The 17,833-nt window shown below is 72.2% G+C and carries 17 protein-coding genes; 10 read left to right on the plus strand and 7 right to left on the minus strand.

Annotated features, from left to right (window positions below; genetic code table 11):
• Positions 1-348 precede the first annotated feature (348 nt).
• From phoH2 to ABT297_RS40185, 7 genes are all read left to right on the plus strand, one after another.
• Complete coding sequence (gene phoH2, locus ABT297_RS40155) at positions 349-1,686, plus strand: RNA 5'-3' helicase PhoH2 (protein WP_350558399.1); 1,338 nt, start codon at positions 349-351, stop codon at positions 1,684-1,686.
• Positions 1,687-1,912: 226 nt separating this feature from the next.
• Positions 1,913-2,644 carry an aggregation-promoting factor C-terminal-like domain-containing protein gene (locus tag ABT297_RS40160; RefSeq protein ID WP_350558402.1) on the plus strand — a complete coding sequence of 244 codons (732 nt, stop codon included), beginning with the start codon at positions 1,913-1,915 and terminating at the stop codon, positions 2,642-2,644.
• Between the two features lie 89 nt (positions 2,645-2,733).
• The gene (locus ABT297_RS40165; protein WP_350558405.1) at positions 2,734-3,393 is read left to right on the plus strand and encodes a rhomboid family intramembrane serine protease; all 660 of its coding nucleotides are present in this window, start codon (positions 2,734-2,736) and stop codon (positions 3,391-3,393) included.
• Positions 3,394-3,403: 10 nt separating this feature from the next.
• Positions 3,404-4,372 (plus strand): NAD(P)/FAD-dependent oxidoreductase, encoded by a 969-nt coding sequence (locus ABT297_RS40170; protein ID WP_350558408.1) that lies wholly within the window; start codon positions 3,404-3,406, stop codon positions 4,370-4,372.
• Positions 4,373-4,423: 51 nt separating this feature from the next.
• Positions 4,424-6,982: a PAS domain S-box protein gene (locus ABT297_RS40175; protein ID WP_350558411.1), complete on the plus strand. Its 2,559-nt coding sequence runs from the start codon at positions 4,424-4,426 to the stop codon at positions 6,980-6,982.
• Positions 6,979-7,395 (plus strand): response regulator, encoded by a 417-nt coding sequence (locus ABT297_RS40180; protein WP_350558414.1) that lies wholly within the window; start codon positions 6,979-6,981, stop codon positions 7,393-7,395. Before ABT297_RS40175 ends, ABT297_RS40180 begins: the two co-directional genes overlap by 4 nt.
• Before the next feature lie 8 nt (positions 7,396-7,403).
• Positions 7,404-8,885 (plus strand): sensor histidine kinase, encoded by a 1,482-nt coding sequence (locus ABT297_RS40185; RefSeq protein WP_350558417.1) that lies wholly within the window; start codon positions 7,404-7,406, stop codon positions 8,883-8,885.
• Between the two features lie 21 nt (positions 8,886-8,906).
• Here ABT297_RS40185 and ABT297_RS40190 read toward each other — a convergent pair whose 3' ends face one another.
• Positions 8,907-9,434, minus strand: coding sequence for a DUF4245 domain-containing protein (locus ABT297_RS40190; protein ID WP_350558420.1), 528 nt, complete (start codon positions 9,432-9,434; stop codon positions 8,907-8,909).
• Between the two features lie 105 nt (positions 9,435-9,539).
• On the opposite strand from ABT297_RS40190, the gene glpX reads away from it, so the two are divergent.
• On the plus strand, positions 9,540-10,526 hold the full coding sequence (gene glpX, locus ABT297_RS40195; protein ID WP_350558423.1) for a class II fructose-bisphosphatase: 987 nt from the start codon (positions 9,540-9,542) through the stop codon (positions 10,524-10,526).
• Positions 10,527-10,580: 54 nt separating this feature from the next.
• Here the strand turns inward: glpX and ABT297_RS40200 are convergent, their stop codons facing one another.
• Entirely contained in the window at positions 10,581-11,471 is an 891-nt protein-coding gene (locus tag ABT297_RS40200) for an NAD-dependent epimerase/dehydratase family protein (RefSeq protein ID WP_350558426.1), read from the minus strand.
• 117 nt (positions 11,472-11,588) lie between these two features.
• On the opposite strand from ABT297_RS40200, the gene ABT297_RS40205 reads away from it, so the two are divergent.
• A complete protein-coding gene (locus tag ABT297_RS40205) occupies positions 11,589-12,281 on the plus strand; it encodes a TetR/AcrR family transcriptional regulator (protein ID WP_350558429.1) in 693 nt (230 codons plus the stop codon).
• A gap of 138 nt (positions 12,282-12,419) precedes the next feature.
• On the opposite strand, the gene ABT297_RS40210 is transcribed toward ABT297_RS40205, so the two are convergent.
• Genes ABT297_RS40210 through ABT297_RS40225 form a run of 4 tightly spaced genes read right to left on the minus strand, consistent with a single transcriptional unit; the run spans position 12,420 to position 15,816 of the window.
• Positions 12,420-12,629 (minus strand): exodeoxyribonuclease VII small subunit, encoded by a 210-nt coding sequence (locus tag ABT297_RS40210; protein ID WP_350558447.1) that lies wholly within the window; start codon positions 12,627-12,629, stop codon positions 12,420-12,422.
• Positions 12,630-12,672: 43 nt separating this feature from the next.
• Positions 12,673-13,884: an exodeoxyribonuclease VII large subunit gene (gene xseA / locus ABT297_RS40215; protein WP_350558432.1), complete on the minus strand. Its 1,212-nt coding sequence runs from the start codon at positions 13,882-13,884 to the stop codon at positions 12,673-12,675.
• 35 nt (positions 13,885-13,919) lie between these two features.
• A complete protein-coding gene (locus tag ABT297_RS40220) occupies positions 13,920-14,561 on the minus strand; it encodes a response regulator (protein ID WP_350558435.1) in 642 nt (213 codons plus the stop codon).
• A gap of 19 nt (positions 14,562-14,580) precedes the next feature.
• Positions 14,581-15,816: a sensor histidine kinase gene (locus ABT297_RS40225; RefSeq protein WP_350558438.1), complete on the minus strand. Its 1,236-nt coding sequence runs from the start codon at positions 15,814-15,816 to the stop codon at positions 14,581-14,583.
• 128 nt (positions 15,817-15,944) lie between these two features.
• On the opposite strand from ABT297_RS40225, the gene ABT297_RS40230 reads away from it, so the two are divergent.
• Entirely contained in the window at positions 15,945-16,937 is a 993-nt protein-coding gene (locus ABT297_RS40230; protein WP_350558441.1) for a 4-hydroxy-3-methylbut-2-enyl diphosphate reductase, read from the plus strand.
• Between the two features lie 51 nt (positions 16,938-16,988).
• On the opposite strand, the gene ABT297_RS40235 is transcribed toward ABT297_RS40230, so the two are convergent.
• Positions 16,989-17,378, minus strand: coding sequence for a hypothetical protein (locus ABT297_RS40235; RefSeq protein WP_350558444.1), 390 nt, complete (start codon positions 17,376-17,378; stop codon positions 16,989-16,991).
• Positions 17,379-17,833 lie beyond the last annotated feature (455 nt).

The following is a 17,833-nucleotide window of genomic DNA, read 5'->3' on the forward strand; positions in this document are numbered from 1 at the left end:
CCGCCGTGATCTGGCACAACTGGACCATCGGCGCCCCAGTCAAACGGTCCCTCATCGCCTACGACCACTGAATCTTCAAGGCATCAATCATCTAGTGGATTTTGCCGGCACCCGATAGCGTCATTGCTGTGGCGGGGGTTTTCCCCGCCATCCGAGGCCCGGACCGAGCGAACTCATGTGAAGCCACGGGGCCAAGCACCCGACCCCGTGCGGGCGTCGGAGGACGCGAGTGCGGGCGGCGAGGTGCCCGCCCCCGGAGATCCCGTGACCGTTCGCCGTAGTCCCTCAGCATCCTCCGCATCTTCCTCGGATCCGGCACCGGCGCCGGATGGGCGGCCCGTCAAGGCCGTGCGCCGCACCCGCAAGAAGGCCGAGGAGGCCCCCGTCCCCACCCGGCGCACCTTCGTGCTCGACACCTCCGTGCTGCTGTCCGATCCGGGCGCCTTCCTGCGCTTCCACGAGCACGACGTGGTGCTGCCCCTGGTCGTCATCTCTGAGTTGGAGGGCAAGCGGCACCACCCCGAGCTGGGCTACTTCGCGCGGCGCTCGCTGCGCTTCCTCGACGAGCTGCGGGCCAAGCACGGCCGGCTGGACGAGCCGCTGCCGCTGACCGACGCCGGGGGCACCCTGCGCGTCGAGCTCAACCACGCCGACCAGCGCGTGCTGCCGGCCGGGTTCCGGGCCGAGACCGACGACGCCCGCATCCTGGCCGTCGCGCTCGCGCTGCAGGCCGAGGGCAGGGACGTCCTGCTGGTCACGAAGGACATGCCGCTGCGGGTGAAGGCGGGCTCGGTCGGCCTGGCGGCCGACGAGTACCAGCCCGGGCCGGCCGCCGATCACAGCTGGACCGGCATGGTCGAGCTGGGCATCAGCGAGGAAGAGGTCAAGGGGTTGTACGCCGGGGAGGCCATCGACCTCGACGGCGCCGGAGACCTGCCAGTGCACACCGGCCTGGTGCTCACCTCACCCAACGGCTCGGCACTGGGGCGCGTCGGCGCCGACAAGTCGGTGCGGCTGGTGCGCGGCGACCGCGAGGCTTTCGGTGTCCGGGGGCGCTCGGCGGAGCAGCGTGTCGCGCTCGACCTGCTGCTGGACGACTCGGTCGGCATCGTGTCGCTCGGCGGGCGGGCCGGCACCGGCAAGTCGGCGCTCGCGCTCTGCGCCGGCCTCGAGGCGGTCATGGAGCGGCGCAAGCACAAGAAGGTCATCGTCTTCCGGCCGCTGTACGCGGTCGGCGGTCAGGAGCTGGGATACCTGCCCGGCAGCGAGGCCGAGAAGATGTCGCCGTGGGCGCAGGCCGTGTTCGACACGCTCGGCGCGCTCGTGCACGACAACGTGATGGAGGAGGTCGCGGCCCGGGGCATGCTCGAGGTGCTGCCGTTGACCCACATTCGCGGCCGCAGCCTGCACGACGCCTTCGTGATCGTCGACGAGGCGCAGTCGCTCGAGCGGGGTGTGCTGCTCACCGTGCTGTCCCGCATCGGCAGCAACTCGCGGGTGGTGCTCACCCACGATGTTGCGCAGCGTGACAACCTCCGGGTCGGGCGGCACGACGGTATTGCCGCGGTGATCGAGGCGCTGAAGGGCCATCCGCTCTTCGCGCATGTCACCCTCACCCGTTCGGAGCGATCTCCGATCGCGGAGGTCGTCACGGATCTGCTGGAAGACCTGCCGTTCGAGCGCTAGTAGCGGCCGGAGTTGAGCGAATGCGCCCGAATTGCGGCGTGATTAGAATCACAGAAGACAGCGTTTGGCTTCTCACCTGCGAATGCACTAGGCGAAGGTGGGTCTCGAGCGCGTGACGCCAGGCAAGTCGGCATCAGGCGCTCACGGTGCGTAAGGGTCCGGATGGGTCACAGCCCGTCCGGACCCGGTCCCGCAAAGGGCGGCACCGTGTCCCTGTCCCCGACGAATGGATGACTTCGTGATCCGGCTGTGGCGCCGGGTCGGCACCATCCGAGCCGTGCTCGGCCTCGTGATCATCGCGGGGCTGGTAGGTGGGCTCGTGATTGCCGGCTTGCAGACCCAGCACGACGCGTCCGCGAACCCGGTCAAGGTCGCTGACGCCGCATCCCCGCTCTCCTCCTCGTCCGCGACGCCGTCCGTGTCGCGCCCGCCGGTCAACGCCGACGAGGCAGACGCCCTGGCCAAGGCCAAGGATGCCGCCTCCGACGCCTCGGCGCAGGCCAAGGCGGCCGACGACGCCGCCCGCAAGAAGGCCGAGGAGGCGGCGAGCCGGTCGAACCAGCGCACGACCGCCGCGAGCCCGTCCGCGTCCGCGTCGACCAAACCGCCGACGAACTCGCCCCCCAAATATCCGGTCCCCAGCTCCTGTGACGCCTACTCGGGCAACAAGAAGATCGGCTGCGCGGTGCTCGTGGGCTACGGCTTCGGGCTCGACCAGATGCCGTGCCTCGAGAAGCTGTGGGACAAGGAAAGCCACTGGAACGCCAGCGCCTTGAACAAGAGCAGCGGCGCGTACGGCATTCCGCAGGCCCTGCCCGGCAACAAGATGGCCACCGTCGGCGCGGACTGGAAGACCAACCCCGAGACGCAGATCCGCTGGGGCCTGAACTACATCAAGGGCCGGTACAGCACGCCCTGCGGCGCCTGGTCGCACAGCCAGTCGAAGGGCTGGTACTGACCCGCGCTCCCCAGGTAACGAAATAGTCCGCGCCGGCGCGTCACAAACTTTCTGTGGCGGCGCCGGCGCGGAACTGTTACCACAGTGACGTGGCGATCGATCCTGGCGGGCAGTCCGACCCGACGCGCTTCGGCACCGAGGCCTTCTACGCCTCCATCGGGCGCGCGTTCGTGGCGATGTGCGCGTTCGTCCCGGTCCTGTTCCTCATCGAGTTCCTCGACACGCGGTTCGGGCACCGGCTCGACCAGGCGGGCGGCATCCGCCCGCGCCACCTCGACGGTCTCGACGGCATCGTCTTCGCGCCGTTTCTGCACGTGGGTTACGACCACGTGCTGTCCAACAGCGTCCCGCTGATCGTGCTGGGCACCTTCGTGCTGGCCGCGGGGAGTGCCCGGTTCTGGCTCACCACCGTCTTCATCGCCGTCGTCGCGGGCGTCGGGGTGTGGTTCCTGGGCTCACCCAACACGGTCGTGGTGGGTGCCAGCGGGGTGATATTCGGGTACCTCGGCGTCATCCTCATGCGCGGCATCGTCGAGCGCAGCTGGTGGCACATCGCGGTCGGCCTGCTGGTCGGGCTGCTCTACGGCTGGCAGCTCATCGCCATGTTCCCGGGCGACCCGGGCGTCTCCTGGCAGGGTCACCTGTGCGGGTTCATCGCCGGGCTCGTCGCCGCGATCCTGTTCCGCCGGCGCCGCCCGAAACCGGTCGAACACGTCGACACACTGGCCCTCGGGCCGGACGTGTCGTAGCGTCTGCCGCATGCGGGAAGTTGACCTCGCCATCGTGGGCGCGGGACCGTCGGGGCTGTTCGCGGCCTATTACGCGGGATTTCGTGGATTGTCCACTGCCGTCATCGACGCGCTGCCCGAGCCGGGCGGCCAGGTCACGGCGATGTACCCGGAGAAGATGATCTTCGACGTCGCCGGCTTCCCCGGCATCCGCGGCCGTGACCTGGTCGCCAACCTCGTCGAGCAGGCCGCGCAGTTCAACCCCGGGTATCACCTCGGGGTGCGCGCCGAGGGGCTGTCCTATGTGGATGAGCGGCCCGTGCTCACACTGTCCGACGGAACGTCGCTGCGCTGCGGGGCGGTGCTCATCACCGGCGGCCTGGGCAGCTTCACCGCCCGCCCGCTGCCCGCCGCCGATGGCTTCGACGGCGAGGGGATCGTCTTCTTCGTACCCCACCTGGCGGATCTGGCCGGGCACGACGTCGTCATCGTCGGCGGCGGCGACTCCGCCTTCGACTGGGCGCTGGCGCTGCAGCCGATCGCGAAGTCGGTGACGCTGGTGCACCGCCGCGACAAGTTCCGCGCGCACGCCTCCACCGTCGCCCGGGTGCAGGCGCTGCCGGTCGAGATCGTGGTCAACGCGGAGGTCACCAAGCTGCACGGCGACGGGCGGGTCTCGGCGGTCGAGGTGGTGGCCCGCGGCGGCGAGGCGCGCACCCTCCCGGCGGACACGGTCGTGGCCGCGCTCGGCTTCACCGCCGATCTCGGCCCGCTCGCCGACTGGGGCCTGGAGCTCGACAAGCGCCACATCCGCGTCGACTCCACGACGGCCACCAACCTGCCGAGGGTCTTCGCCGCCGGGGACATCAGCGAGTACAGCGGGAAGGTCCGTCTCATCGCGGTCGGCTTCGGCGAGGCGGCCACCGCCGTCAACAACGCCGCCGTGATCATCGACCCTGCGGCCCACCTCTTCCCGGGACACTCCAGCGACAACGGCTGAACCGGACCGCAACTCCTCAACCACCGGGGCGCACCGCCGATGTGAGTAGGCGTGGTGGGCGTCCGTCTGCAGGTCCTCGGCGTGGTGCTGCTGGGCATGCTGGTGTCCGGCGGCGCCGGCCTGCTCATGCACCGCGTGGAGCGCGACGGCGCCGCCCAGGCCCTCGACCGGCGCACCGCCGCCGCGCAGGACGCGGTCGCCTCCGCCGCGCAGCGGTACGTCGACTCCCTGCGGCTCGTCGCGGGCGCACTGGAGGCCCTGCCGGCGCTGGACGCCGCCTCCTTCACCACCGCGACCCAGCCGCTGGGGCAGCTGTGGCTGCCGGGCGCGGTGTCCGTCGACTACGTCGTGCCGGTGCCCGACGCCGGCGTCGCCGACGCCCAGGCCGCCTGGCGGACCCGCGGGCTGCCGGGCCTCATCCTGACCGCCGCGCCCGGGACCGGCGAGCACTACTTCGCCGTGATCTCGCGCGGCTTGGCCACCGCGGCCACCGGACCACCCTCCGTCCCCGGCCCTGGCCCCGGGTCCGGGCGCGACCTCGCGGCCGTACCGCAGGCCGCGGCCGCGGTCGAGCGCACCCGGACGACCGGCCTGCCGGCGGCGTCCGAGCCATACGTCCAGCTGCGCGACGCGGCGAGCGCGGCCGACCCGCAGCCGCAGACCGTCGCGCTGGTCCAGCGGGTGGTCGAGCGCGGCACCGGCGCGCTGCGGGGATATCTGCAGCTGACCGTGCGGGTGCAGGACCTCTTCGGCGACACCATGCGGCAGCCGGCCCGGGAACTGCTCGACGTCAGCCTGGCCGCCTTCGCCGGCACCGAGCTGCGTACCATCGCCGCCATCCACCACGGCGACCCTCGCGGCGCCGGCCTGCGCCGCAACGTCGACGTGCGGGTCGCCGACCGGCAGTGGCAGCTGCGGGTCGCCGCCGACGGCAGGGCCCTGGCCGGCGCCGGCGGCCACCTCGACGAGGGCATGTTCTTCGGCGGCGCGGCGCTGACGCTGGTGACCGCGCTGCTGGTGTACACCCTGGCGACCTCCCGCCGGCGGGCCGAGGAGCGGGTCCGGGAGGCGACCGCCGACCTGCGGATCGCCGGGGCGAACGCCCGGGCGCAGGCCGCGCTGCTCGGCGCGGTGATGGACACGATCGCCGACGGCGTCGCGGTCATCGACGGGCGCGACCGGGCGGTGTGGCTCAACCCGACCGCCCGGGCGATTCTCGGGCCGGACGCCGCCGAACGCCCCGTCTCGGAGTGGCCCGAGCTGCTGGACATGCGCGAGGCGGACGGCGTCACCCCGTATCGGTCCCGTCACGGCGGGTCGGGCCCGGAGACGCAGGTCGAGTGCCTCATGGCCGGTCGGCGGGTGGAGGTACGGCTGCGGGCCCTGACGCGGGATGGCGAACCGCCCGGCGCCGTGGCGGTGCTGCGCGACATCACCGAGCGGCACGCCGCCGACGAGCAGCTGCGCTCGTCGGAGGAGCTGCTGCAGCTGCTGCTGGACGGTGCGCGGGACTATGCGATCTACATGCTCGACCCCGAGGGGTGCGTGGTGAGCTGGTCGGGCAATGCCAAGCGGATCAAGGGGTACCGCAGCGAAGAGATCATCGGCGAGTCCTACGCGAGGTTCTTCACGCCCGAGGACCGGGCCGGGGGCCTGCCGGGGCGGATCCTGCGGCAGGCGGCCGAGGCCGGACCGGTCGAGATCGACGGGCCCCGCGTACGCAAGGACGGCACCCGGTTCTGGGCTCACGGGCTGCTCACCGCCGTGCGCCACCCCGACGGCTCGGTGCGCGGGTTCGTCAAGGTGAGCCAGGACGTGACCGCCCGCAAGAAGGCCGAGCTGGTCATCGAGCGGCTCAACGCCGACCTCGAGCGGCGAGTCGCCGAGCGCACCGCCGACCTGCGCGAGGCCAACGCCGAGCTGGAGTCGTTCTCGTACAGCGTCTCGCACGACCTGCGGGCCCCGCTGCGCGCGGTCGACGGCTTCGCCAAGATGCTCGCCCTCGACTACGGCGACGCGCTGGACGACCGGGGCCGCCGGTACGTCGGGCGGATCCGCGCCGGTGCGCAGCAGATGGGCGAGCTCATCGACGGGCTGCTGGCGTTCTCCCGGCTGCAGCGGCAGGAGATGGCCAGCCGGCGGGTCGAGTTCGACCAGCTCGTCGCCGAGGTGTGGGAGGAGCTCGCCGTCGAGCTCGGCGACCGGCGGATCGAGCTGCTCGTCGGCGAGCTTCCGGACGCGCTCGGCGACCCGCGGCTGGTCCGGCACGTGGTGGCCAACCTGCTGGGCAACGCGGTCAAGTACACCCGCGACGCGACGCCGGCCCGCATCGAGGTCGGCCATCGGGTCACCGCGGGCGGCGAGGCCACGTACTTCGTGCGGGACAACGGCGCCGGGTTCGACATGCGCTACGCGGACAAGCTGTTCAAGGTGTTCCAGCGCCTGCACCGCGCCGAGGAGTACGAGGGCACCGGGATCGGCCTCGCGCTCGCCCACCGGATCGTGCATCGCCACGGCGGGCAGATCTGGGCCGACGCGACGCCGGGGGAGGGCGCCACCTTCCTCTTCACCCTGCCGGCGTACGTGCCCGAGCTGGAGGCGGTCCGATGAACCGGGTGTTGCTGGTCGAGGACAACCCCGACGACCTGGAGCTGGCGCGGCTCGCGTTCGCGCGCGGGACCTTCACCAGCGCCGTCGACGTCGCCCGGGACGGTGCCGAGGCGCTCGACTACCTGCTCACACCCCGGGCCGAACCGCCGCAGGTGGTCCTGCTGGACATCAAGCTGCCGCTGGTCGACGGCATCGACGTGCTGCGCCGGGTGAAGGCCGAGCCACGCACCCGGCACATTCCCGTCGTCATGCTCACCTCGTCGGCACAGGACCGCGACCTGCACGCCTGCTATGAGCTGGGCGCCAACAGCTACATCGTCAAACCCGTCGACATGGAGCAGTTCATGGCCGCCGTCAACAACATCGGCGTGTACTGGCTGGACCTCAACCTCACCGACGCCTCCTCACGATGACCGCATCCATGAAGATCCTGCTGCTCGAGGACAACCCCGACGACGCCGAGATGCTCGTCTTCGAGCTGCGCCGTGCCGGCTTCGCGCCCGCCTGCCACCGGGTCGACGCCCGGGAGGAGTTCCGCGCCGCGCTGGCCGCCGCCGACGGCCCGCCCGACATCATCCTCGCGGACTACTCCCTGCCGCAGTTCAACGCGCTCGAGGCGCTCGAGATGCTGCGCGCCACCGGCTGCGAGATCCCGGTCATCGTGGTCAGCGGCGCGCTGAGCGAGGAGGCGTGCGTCGACGCGCTGCGCCACGGGGCCGTGGACTACCTGCTCAAGGACCGGCTCTCGCGGCTCGGCTCAGCGGTCGGACACGCGCTGTCGCAGCGGCGCCTGCTGGCCGACCGGCGCCGGGCCGAGCTCACCTTCCGGGCGGCGTTCGACCACGCGCCGGTCGGCATGGCGGTCACCGACCTCGCCGGCCGGGTGCTGGAGGTCAACCAGGAGCTGTCCCGGATGACCGGCCTGGGGCCCGCCGACTTCCTGCCGGACACGATCTGCGAGGACGACCGGCCGCTGTTCGAGGAGCGGCTCAAGCGGCTCGTCGCCGGCGACACCGACAAGGTGACCAAGGAGCTGCGGCTGTGCCGCGCGGACGGCTCGCTGGTGTGGGGGCAGTACTCCGCCTCACTGATCGGCGGCGGGGCGTCCAGCGTCGTGCACCAGATCGCCGATGTCACCGACCGCCGCCGCGCCGAGGAGGCCCTGCAGCGGCAGGCCGAGAAGCTCGCCCGCACCAACAGCGACCTGCAGGAGCTCGACCGCCTCAAGAGCGAGTTCGTCGCCACCGTCTCGCATGAGCTGCGCACGCCGTTGACGAGCATCCGGGGGTACACCGAAATCCTGGCCGACAGCGACGCGACCGCGCTCGGCCCCAGCGAGCGCAAGATCGTCGCCATCATCGACCGTAACGGCCGGCGGCTGCTGGACCTCATCGAGGACCTGCTCACGTTCTCCCGCATCGAGTCGGGCACGCTCACGCTCAGCCTCGGGCCGGTAGGCATCCGGCAGCTGGTCGACGCCGCCTGCGAGGCGATCCGCCCCGCCGTCGAGGCGGCCGGGGTGCGGCTGACGCTCGACGTGGACGAGCACATCCCGGTCGTACAGGGCGACGGGGAGCAGCTCGAGCGGGTGGTGCTCAACCTGCTCGACAACGCCGTCAAGTTCTCCGAGCCGGCCGGCACGGTCACCGTCACCGGCCGTGAGCGCGACGGCGAGGTCGTGGTCTGGGTCCGCGACACCGGCGTCGGGATCCCCGACAACGAGCAGGGCATGATCTTCAACCGCTTCTTCCGCACCGCGGACGCGCAGAAGCGGGCGATCAAGGGCAGCGGGCTGGGCCTGGCGATCTCGAAGGCGATCGTCGAGGCGCACGGCGGCTGGATCGCCCTCGAGTCGATCGAGGGCACCGGCACCACCGTGGGCTTCGGCCTGCCGACGCCGTGAGTGGCCCGGCTACGGTCCGGCCTACGGCCTGAGGCTCTCCGCCAGCTGCTCCAGCTGGCTCTGCTTCGCCTGGCCCACGACGATCACCGTGCGGCCGCCGCCGGTCTGCACGATCGCGCGCTCGCCCGGACGCCCCTGCGACAGGCGCTGCCACTGCCGGCCGGCGATCGTGACCTCGCCGTCGTCGCGGGCGTCCCTGCCGACGATCGCCGGCACGACCTCGGCCGCCGGCTTGGCGGTCTCCACGAGCTGCAGGGCGCCGTCATCCGGTGCGGTCATCCCGAGCCGGAGGACGCCGTCGGTGTGCGTCGCCGAGACGACCCGCCAGCCGCTCGGCAGCCCCTCCGGCTTGAGCAGCTCGAACTGCCCCGCGCGCTGGACCGAGCCGTAGACCTCGGTCGTGTCGACCATGGGTGGCGTCTCGTTTCCGAGGAAGCGGTAGAGCCCGACGAGAAGGAACACCGGCACGATCAGGACCAGCATGGACAGCGCCATGTCCCGCGGGCGGCGGGCCTTGGTCTCGCGGGTCTGCTGTGTCGGAGTCACCACGGCTCCATCTTGACAGGCGATGCGGACCGCTGGCCTGTCAGGATTGCTTGACGGGGTTTTCTGTTACCGAACACACCCACGCAACGACGCGCGAGGAGTGCACGAATGAATCGTGAGATGGACCGGAACCTGGCCCTCGACCTCGTACGGGTCACCGAGGCCGCGGCGATGGCCGCCGGCCGCTGGGTCGGCCGGGGCGACAAGAACGGCGGCGACGGCGCGGCCGTCGACGCCATGCGTCTACTGATCAACTCGCTGCCCATGCGCGGCACGGTGGTGATCGGCGAAGGCGAGAAGGACAACGCGCCGATGCTCTACAACGGCGAGAGCGTCGGCGACGGCACCGGCCCCGAGGTCGACGTGGCGGTCGACCCGGTCGACGGCACCACCCTCATGAGCAAGGGCATGCCAAACGCCCTCGCCGTGCTCGCGGTGGCCGAGCGGGGTGCGATGTTCGACCCCTCCGCGGTGTTCTACATGGAGAAGCTGGCCGTCGGCCCGGACTGCGCCGACGTGGTGGACATCGAGGCCGGGGTCGAGGAGAACCTGCGCCGGATCGCCAAGGTGAAGCGCTCCAGCGTCTCCGAGCTCACCGTCTGCATCCTGGACCGGCCCCGCCACCAGGAGCTCGTCCAGCAGGTCCGGCACACTGGCGCGCGGATCCGCTTCATCTCCGACGGCGACATCGCGGGGGCGATCAGCGCGGCCCGGGAGGTGAGCGAGACCGACGTGCTCATGGGCATCGGCGGCACCCCGGAGGGCATCGTCGCCGCTGTGGCGCTCAAGTGCATGGGCGGGGCGATCCAGGCGAAGCTGTGGCCGCGCGACGACGCGGAGCGGGAGAAGGCGATCGCCGCGGGTCACGACCTCTCGCGCGTGCTGCACACCGACGACCTGGTCAGCGGGGACAACATGTTCTTCTGCGCGACGGGCGTGACCAGCGGCGACCTGCTCAAGGGCGTGCGGTACCGCTCAGGCGGCGCCTACACCCAGTCGATCGTGATGCGGTCGCGCTCGGGAACGATCCGCTGGATCGACTCGTTCCACCGCCTGGAGAAGCTGCGCGCGTACTCGCTCGTCGACTTCTCCTGACCGAGTCCATTCGGCCGTCGAATACTCTGTCGGGCTTTTCGCCCGGCAGAGTATTCAGGCACTTCGCACCGTCTCGCGGATGGCCTCGTCCAGCGGCGTCGCGGTCAGGCCGAACTCCGCGGTCACCCGTGAGGAGTCCATGACGAACGGCCGCGCGTGCTGGTACCGGATCTCCAGGAACTCCTTGGCCATCTTGTCGAACAGCGCCGCGCCCCGCACCGCCACCTGCGGATAGGCGCGCAGCCGCGGCGCGGGCAGCCCGGCGAGCTCGGCCGCCCGGGTGAGCAGCCGCCGCGCGGTCATCGGCGCCGGCGACGGCGTGTGCCAGGCCCGGCCCCAGGCGCGCTCGTGCTTCGCCAGCTCGACGAGCGTGCGGGCGGCGTCGGCCGTGTACGTGTAGGTGTGCGGCACGTCAAGCGGCGCCGGCAGCCAGGCGGTCCGGCCCTCGCGCATGGCCGGCAGGGCCTGCGAGATCAGGGAGTACCGCGGCCCGATCCAGTCCGAGGAGCGCACCTCGAACGCGCGGACCCGCGAGGCGAGCGCGTCCTGCCACATCTTCGCCCGCACCCGCCCCTTGACGGTGGTCGCGGCCAGCGGCATGTCCTCGGTCATCGGCTGGGTGACCGGCCCGTACCCGTACAGGTTCCCGGTGATCGCCAGCACCGCGTCGTTGGCCTCCGCGGCCCGCAGCAGCGCGTCGGCGATGGGCGGCCAGTCGGTCGGCCAGGCGTGGTACTGCGGGTTGGCGCAGTTGTAGATCACGCTCGCGCCCTCCGCGATCCGCAGCAGCTCGGCCGCGTCGCCGGCGTCCGCCGCGACCCGGCTGACCAGCGGATGCTCCGGCCCGCCACCGCTGCGCGTGACGACGCGCACCTCCTCGCCGGCCTCCGCGACGCGCAGCGCGATGGCGGTACCGACCGATCCGGACCCGACGACGACCTGCATGACAGCCCCCTACTGCTCTAGTTGGAGAGCGTTGCTCTCGATTCAGAGCGTAGGACGCCGCCGTGGTGCTTTGCAAGAGCATTGCTCTCGAATTGGAGCGCATGTGATGATGGCCGCATGAAGGCGAACTCGATCAGGGCCCGCGTCCGGGCGGAGATGACCGACGAGATCAAGGAGATCGCCCGCCGCCACCTGGCCACCGACGGCGCGAACCTCTCGCTGCGCGCCGTGGCCCGGGACCTGGGCGTGGTGAGCTCGGCGATCTACCGGTACTTCGCCAGCCGCGACGAACTGCTCACCGCCCTGATCCTGGACGCGTACAACGCGCTGGGCGGCTCCGCCGAAGAAGCCGAGGCAGCGGTACCGCGGGACGCCTACACCGACCGCTGGCTCGCGGTAGCCGGCGCGATACGCGACTGGGCCGTGGCGCGGCCGCACGAATACGCGCTCATCTACGGCAGTCCGGTCCCGGGCTACCACGCCCCCGAGGACACGGTCGCCGCCGCCACCCGAGCGGTCCGCCTGCTCGGCGGCATCCTGCAGGACGCGGCCGTCGCCGGCGTGCTGGCCCCGAACGACGATCCACCGCTACCTGCGGCCTCGGCCGCGGACGTGGCCCGGGTCGGCGCGCTGATCGCCCCGGACGTGCCACCCACCACGTTGGCGCGCGGCCTGTCCGCCTGGGTGGCCCTGTTCGGCCAGGTGAGCTTCGAGCTCTTCGGCCAGCTGCGCAACACGATCAACCACCGCGACGAGTTCTTCGCCCACCAGATGCGCGCCCAGGCCCGCTACATAGGCCTGCCCGCCTGACCCCCTCCGCCAGGCCCGAAGCGGACACGGTCGTGCCCAGCACGGCCGCCCGTCGGCTGCTGTCTGACGCGGTGCGGCGGCCGTTCGCGGCCGGACCATCGCGGTCGGCCGGTTGACGGCGGTGCGAGCGACGGGTGGTCAGGACTCGGACGGCGTGAGCCGGGCGCGGGCCGCGTCGAGCCAGCGCTGGCAGATCGTCGCCAGCTCCTCGCCGCGCTCCCACAGGGCCAGCGACTCCTCCAGCGTCGAGCCGCCCGACTCCAGGCGCTCGACGACGCCGGCGAGCTCGGCTCGGGCCTGCTCATACGACAACGACGGCCCTGTCTCGCCCGAGCCCGGCCCGGCCATCTTCGGCTCGCTCACGTGGTTGACCCCTCTCCGAAAGACTCGCTCATCCTTCCACGGTCGCGGCCAGCGACCCCTCGGCCAGCCTGATGCGCAACCGCTCCTTGGCGGACACCTCGCCGGGCGCGCGCACCACGGCACCGTCCTCGCGCTGGACGATCGCATAGCCCCGCTGCAGGGTGGCCGATGGCGAGAGCGTGCGCAGCCGGGCGAGCGTGTGCTCGAGCTCGGTGCCGGCCCGGTCGAGGCGGTGCGCGAGGTTGCGCGTGGCCCGGTCACGCAGCGCGGCGACGTCGGCGGCGCGCACGTCGACCATGGTCAGCGGGCGGGCGATCGACGGGCGGGAGCGCAGCGCGTCGAGCCGGTGCTGCTCCCGGTCGAGCAGGCCGCGCAGCGACCGGTCGAGCCGCTGCTTGGCCTGGCCGATCAGGCGCAGCTCCTCGCCGAGGTCGGGCACGATGCGCTTGGCGGCGTCGGTCGGGGTGGAGGCGCGCACGTCGGCGACGTAGTCCACGAGCGGCACGTCGGTCTCGTGCCCGACCGCGGAGACGACCGGCGTGCGGCAGGCGAACACCGCCCGGCACAGGGCCTCGTCGGAGAAGGGCAGCAGGTCTTCGGTCGAGCCGCCGCCGCGCGCCAGCACGATGACGTCGACCGTCTCGTCGCGGTCGAGCACGGCGAGCGCGTCGATGATCTGCGGTACCGCGGAAGGCCCCTGCACCGCCACGTTGATCACCCGGAAGTCGACCGTCGGCCAGCGTCGCCGCGCGTTGGTGAGCACATCGCGCTCGGCGGCGCTGGCCCGGCCGGTGATCAGCCCGATGCGCCGCGGCAGGAACGGCAGGCGCCGCTTGCGCTCCCGGGCGAAGAGCCCCTCGGCGGCCAGCAGCTTCTTGAGCTGCTCCAGCCGCGCCAGCAACTCGCCGAGGCCGACCTGGCGGATCTCGTCGGCGCGCAGGCTCAGGGTGCCGCGCGCGGCGTAGAACTCCGGCCGCGCGTGCACGACGATCCGCGCACCGTCGTTGAGGCCGGGCGCACCGAGGTCGACCACGTCGCGGTTGGTGGTCACGGTCAGGCTCAGGTCGGCCGACGTGTCGCGCAGGGTGAGGAACACGGTGTTGGTGCCGGGCCGCCGGGTGATCTGCGCGACCTGTCCGTCCACCCAGATCCAGCCGAGCCGGCCGATCCAATGGCCGATCTTCTGGCTGACGACCCGGACCGGCCACGGCTGCTCACTCGTCGAGGCCGTCTCAGTCATGCCGTCCACCCTAAACACTGGGTACGACAGAAATGTCAGCCACGCAGGTACGCCAGCACGGCGCGCACCCGCCGGTGCACGTCGTCGTCGGGCGGCAGGTCGAGCTTGGCGAGCAGTCCGTTGATGTGCTTGGCCACGGCGGCCTCGCTCACCACCAGCACGCGGGCGATCGCCGCGTTGGAGTGCCCCTCGGCCATGAGCGCCAGCACCTCGCGCTCCCGCGGCGTGAGCCGGGCCAGCGGGTCGCGCCGCCGGCCGAGCAGCTGCGCCACCACCTCGGGGTCGACGACCGTGTGCCCGACCGCGACCCGCGCGACCGCGTCGGCGAAGTCGGCCACGTCGCCGATGCGGTCCTTGAGCAGGTACCCGACCCCGGCGCGCCGCCCCGACTCGAGCAGCTCGGCGGCGTACGTCTGCTCGATGTACTGGCTGAGCACCAGCACCGGCAGCGCCGGGTCCTCGGCCCGCAGCGCGATCGCGGCCTGCAGGCCCTCGTCGCTGAACCCCGGCGGCATCCGCACGTCGGTCACCACCAGGTCGGGGCTGTGCTCCCGCACGGCGTCGACCAGCTCCGGCGCGCTGCCGACGGCCGCGACGACCTCGTGCCCGAAGCGCCGCAGCAGCTCGGCGATGCCCTCGCGGATGAGCACGCCGTCCTCGGCGATCACGACGCGCAAACAGGCCCCAACCAGAACGTCACGACTCGCACGGCAGCTCCACGTGTACCACCGTAGGCCCTCCGAGCGGGCTGGCCAGCGACACTGTCCCGCCCGCCGCCGCCACCCGGTCGGCGAGCCCCGACAGGCCGCTGCCGCGCGCCGGGTCGGCCCCGCCCCGGCCGTCGTCGCGCACCTGCACGGTGAGCCGCCCGCCGGCCGCCGACGCCACCACCCGCGCCCGGGTCGCGCCGCTGTGCTTGGCCACGTTCGCCAGCGCCTCGACGACCACGAAGTACGCGCACGCCTCGACCGCGCCGGGCAGCCGTCGCGGCAGTGCCGCCTCGACGTCCACCAGCAGCGGGGCCCGGTCGGCCACCTCGCGCAGGGCCGCGTGCAGACCGCGGTCGGCCAGGATCTTCGGGTGTACCCCGCGGATGAGTTCCCGCAGCTCCGCGAGCGCCTCCTTGGCCAGCTCGTGCGCCCGCGCGACCGGCTCGGCCGCCGGCGACGACCTGGGCAGCTCGAGGCGGGCCAGGCCGAGCTGCATGTTGAGCGCCAGGAGCCGCTGCTGCGCCCCGTCGTGCAGGTCGCGCTCGATGCGCCGCCGCTCCACCTCGAACGCGTCGACCAGCCGCGCCCGCGACCGCGCGACCTCGGTCAGCCGCGCGTCGGTCTCCATCCGCGGCCCGAGCACGGCCTGCGTGATCGCCGCGCGGGCGGCCGCCCAGGCGCTCATCGGGTAGAGCAGCACGACGCCGAGGGCCACGCCGAACACCGATCCCGCCAGCGTCAGCGACAGCGGGGTGTCGTGGATGTACAGCGGGCCGCACACCAGCACCGACACGCCCCACGCCCACACGGTCACGACCAGGCCGTCGAGCCAGCACAGCGCGGTGGTCATCAGCATCGTGTACCCCAGCTCGCGCCACGTCTCCGGCTCCCACAGCCGGGCCATGACCCAGCCGCGCAGCCCCGGCCGGCTGGGCGCCCGATGCGGGTCGCTGAGCCGGATGTCGTCGACGATGCGCAACCGGCGCCGCTCGATGCGGGCCACCACGATGCCGGACAGGGCCGCGGCCAGGAAGCCGGCCAGCCCGACCACCACGAGGCTCAGCGCCGCGCCCGCCAGCAACAGCCCGAGCAGCACCGTGCCCGTGGCGATGCCGAGCAGGCCGCCCGTGGCCAGATACGCCAGCGAGCGCCACGGCCACCACGAGGTCAGGAACCGCACCGGCGGCAGCCGCAGCGCGTCCATGACAGATCGGGGCCGCATGCGCCGACCGTACCGACGCCACCCGCCCCCGCGCGGTAGTGCTGGCGTTACCCGTCGACTGGCGCGTGTGCGGTCCGGGCGGCGGCTCGCTTGGCAGGGGTGGCGACGTCAGCACGTACGATGGCGGGGTGACTGCTTCAAAGCGCGTCCTGCTCGCCAAGCCCCGCGGCTACTGCGCCGGTGTGGACCGCGCGGTCCAGACCGTTGAGGAGGCGCTGAAGCTGTACGGTGCGCCGATCTACGTACGCAAGGAGATCGTCCACAACAAGCACGTGGTCAGCACCCTGCAGGCCAAGGGCGCGATCTTCGTCGAGGAGAACGACGATGTCCCCGAGGGCGCGATCGTGGTCTTCTCGGCCCACGGCGTCGCGCCGGAGGTCCACGAGCAGGCCGAGGCCCGCTCCCTGCGCGCCATCGACGCCACGTGCCCGCTGGTCACGAAGGTCCACCAGGAGGCCCGCCGCTTCGCCGCCGACGACTACGACATCCTGCTGATCGGCCACGAGGGCCACGAGGAGGTCATCGGCACCACGGGCGAGGCGCCCGCGCACATCCAGCTGGTCGACGGCCCGGACGGCGCCGACAAGGTCACGGTCCGTGACCCGTCGAAGGTGGTCTGGCTGTCGCAGACCACGCTCTCGGTCGACGAGACCCTGGAGACGGTGGCCCGCCTCAAGAAGCGCCTGCCGCTGCTCATGTCCCCGCCGAGCGACGACATCTGCTACGCCACGTCCAACCGCCAGGACGCCGTCAAGGCGATGGCCCCCAACTGCGACATCGTCCTGGTCGTCGGCTCGCAGAACTCGTCAAACTCGCAGCGCCTGCGCGAGGTGGCGGTCGACGCCGGCGCGCGGGCCGCCTACCTGATCGACTACGCGAGCGAGATCCAAGACGAGTGGCTGGCCGGCGCCACGACGGTCGGCGTGACCTCCGGAGCCTCCGTGCCCGAGGAGCTCGTCATGGACGTCCTGGACTTCCTGGCCGCCCGCGACTTCACCGACGTGGCCGAGATCACGACGGCGCAGGAGAAGCTGGTCTTCTCGCTGCCCCAGGAGCTCAAGCGCGACATGAAGGCCAAGGCCGCCGCCCGGGCAGTCGAGGTCGCGAAGACCCTGAACTGACCGAGCCGCTCGCCGGGCCCCGACCCTTCACGCGCCGCGCCTTCCCGCGGATCAGCGCGCGGTGGCGATCACGCTGACCGGCGGGTCACCATACCGGTACAGCGTGTCGACCACGATCCGAAGCCCCGGATTGGCCCGCACCCGGTCGTAGCTGCGATCCTTGATCCGGTCCCGATCGAAGTCGATGCGCTCCGGGCTGCCCGGCTCGTATCGCACCCAGGTCTCCTCCCCGATCATCGGCCCCGCGGTGCCCCGCAGCTTGACCTTGATCGAGGCCTCGAACGCCGCCGTGCCGTCGGGATAGACCCGGACGCGCACGGTGTACCGCGCGGCGCGCGTGTGCCCGTGGTCATCGACGTTTTGCAGACCGAAATCGACGTGCACGATCTCCCCACGAGCGGTGACCGCATTGGCGCCGGGTCTCCGGCCAAGTCCGAACATGCGCGTGACGCTAGATCCCGCGCCGCCCTCATTCGATCGCGTCCCCGACACACCCGAGTACGCCGGCCGACACAACCACCGCCTTGCTCGCTTTGCCCCGACATTTCCCGCCGCCGTCCCACACCCCAGCGTCGGCCCCTCTGCCGCGGACGCTGCCTCAATCCTGCGGACGGCCACGCGTTCTCACCCGGGGCGGCGCGGCGATGACCCGATCACACCAACCGTGGCCGTCCCGCGGCGGGCACATACGTTGCCGTGTCCGTTCCCGCCCGGCCCAGTTGCCCAGCCCCGGTCCGCCGTGCCGGCCCGGTGCGGGATTACCAGGCTGGCCGCTTCGCCCGGTCTGGCTCGGCCCCGCGCCGGGCGCTTCGCCCGGTCTGGCTCGGCCCCGCGCCGGGCGCTTCGCCCGGTCTGGCTCGGCCCCGCGCCGGCCGCTTCGCCCGGTCTGGCTCGGC

The sequence above is a fragment of the Dactylosporangium sp. NPDC000555 genome (assembly GCF_040300025.1).
Taxonomy (GTDB): domain Bacteria; phylum Actinomycetota; class Actinomycetes; order Mycobacteriales; family Micromonosporaceae; genus Dactylosporangium.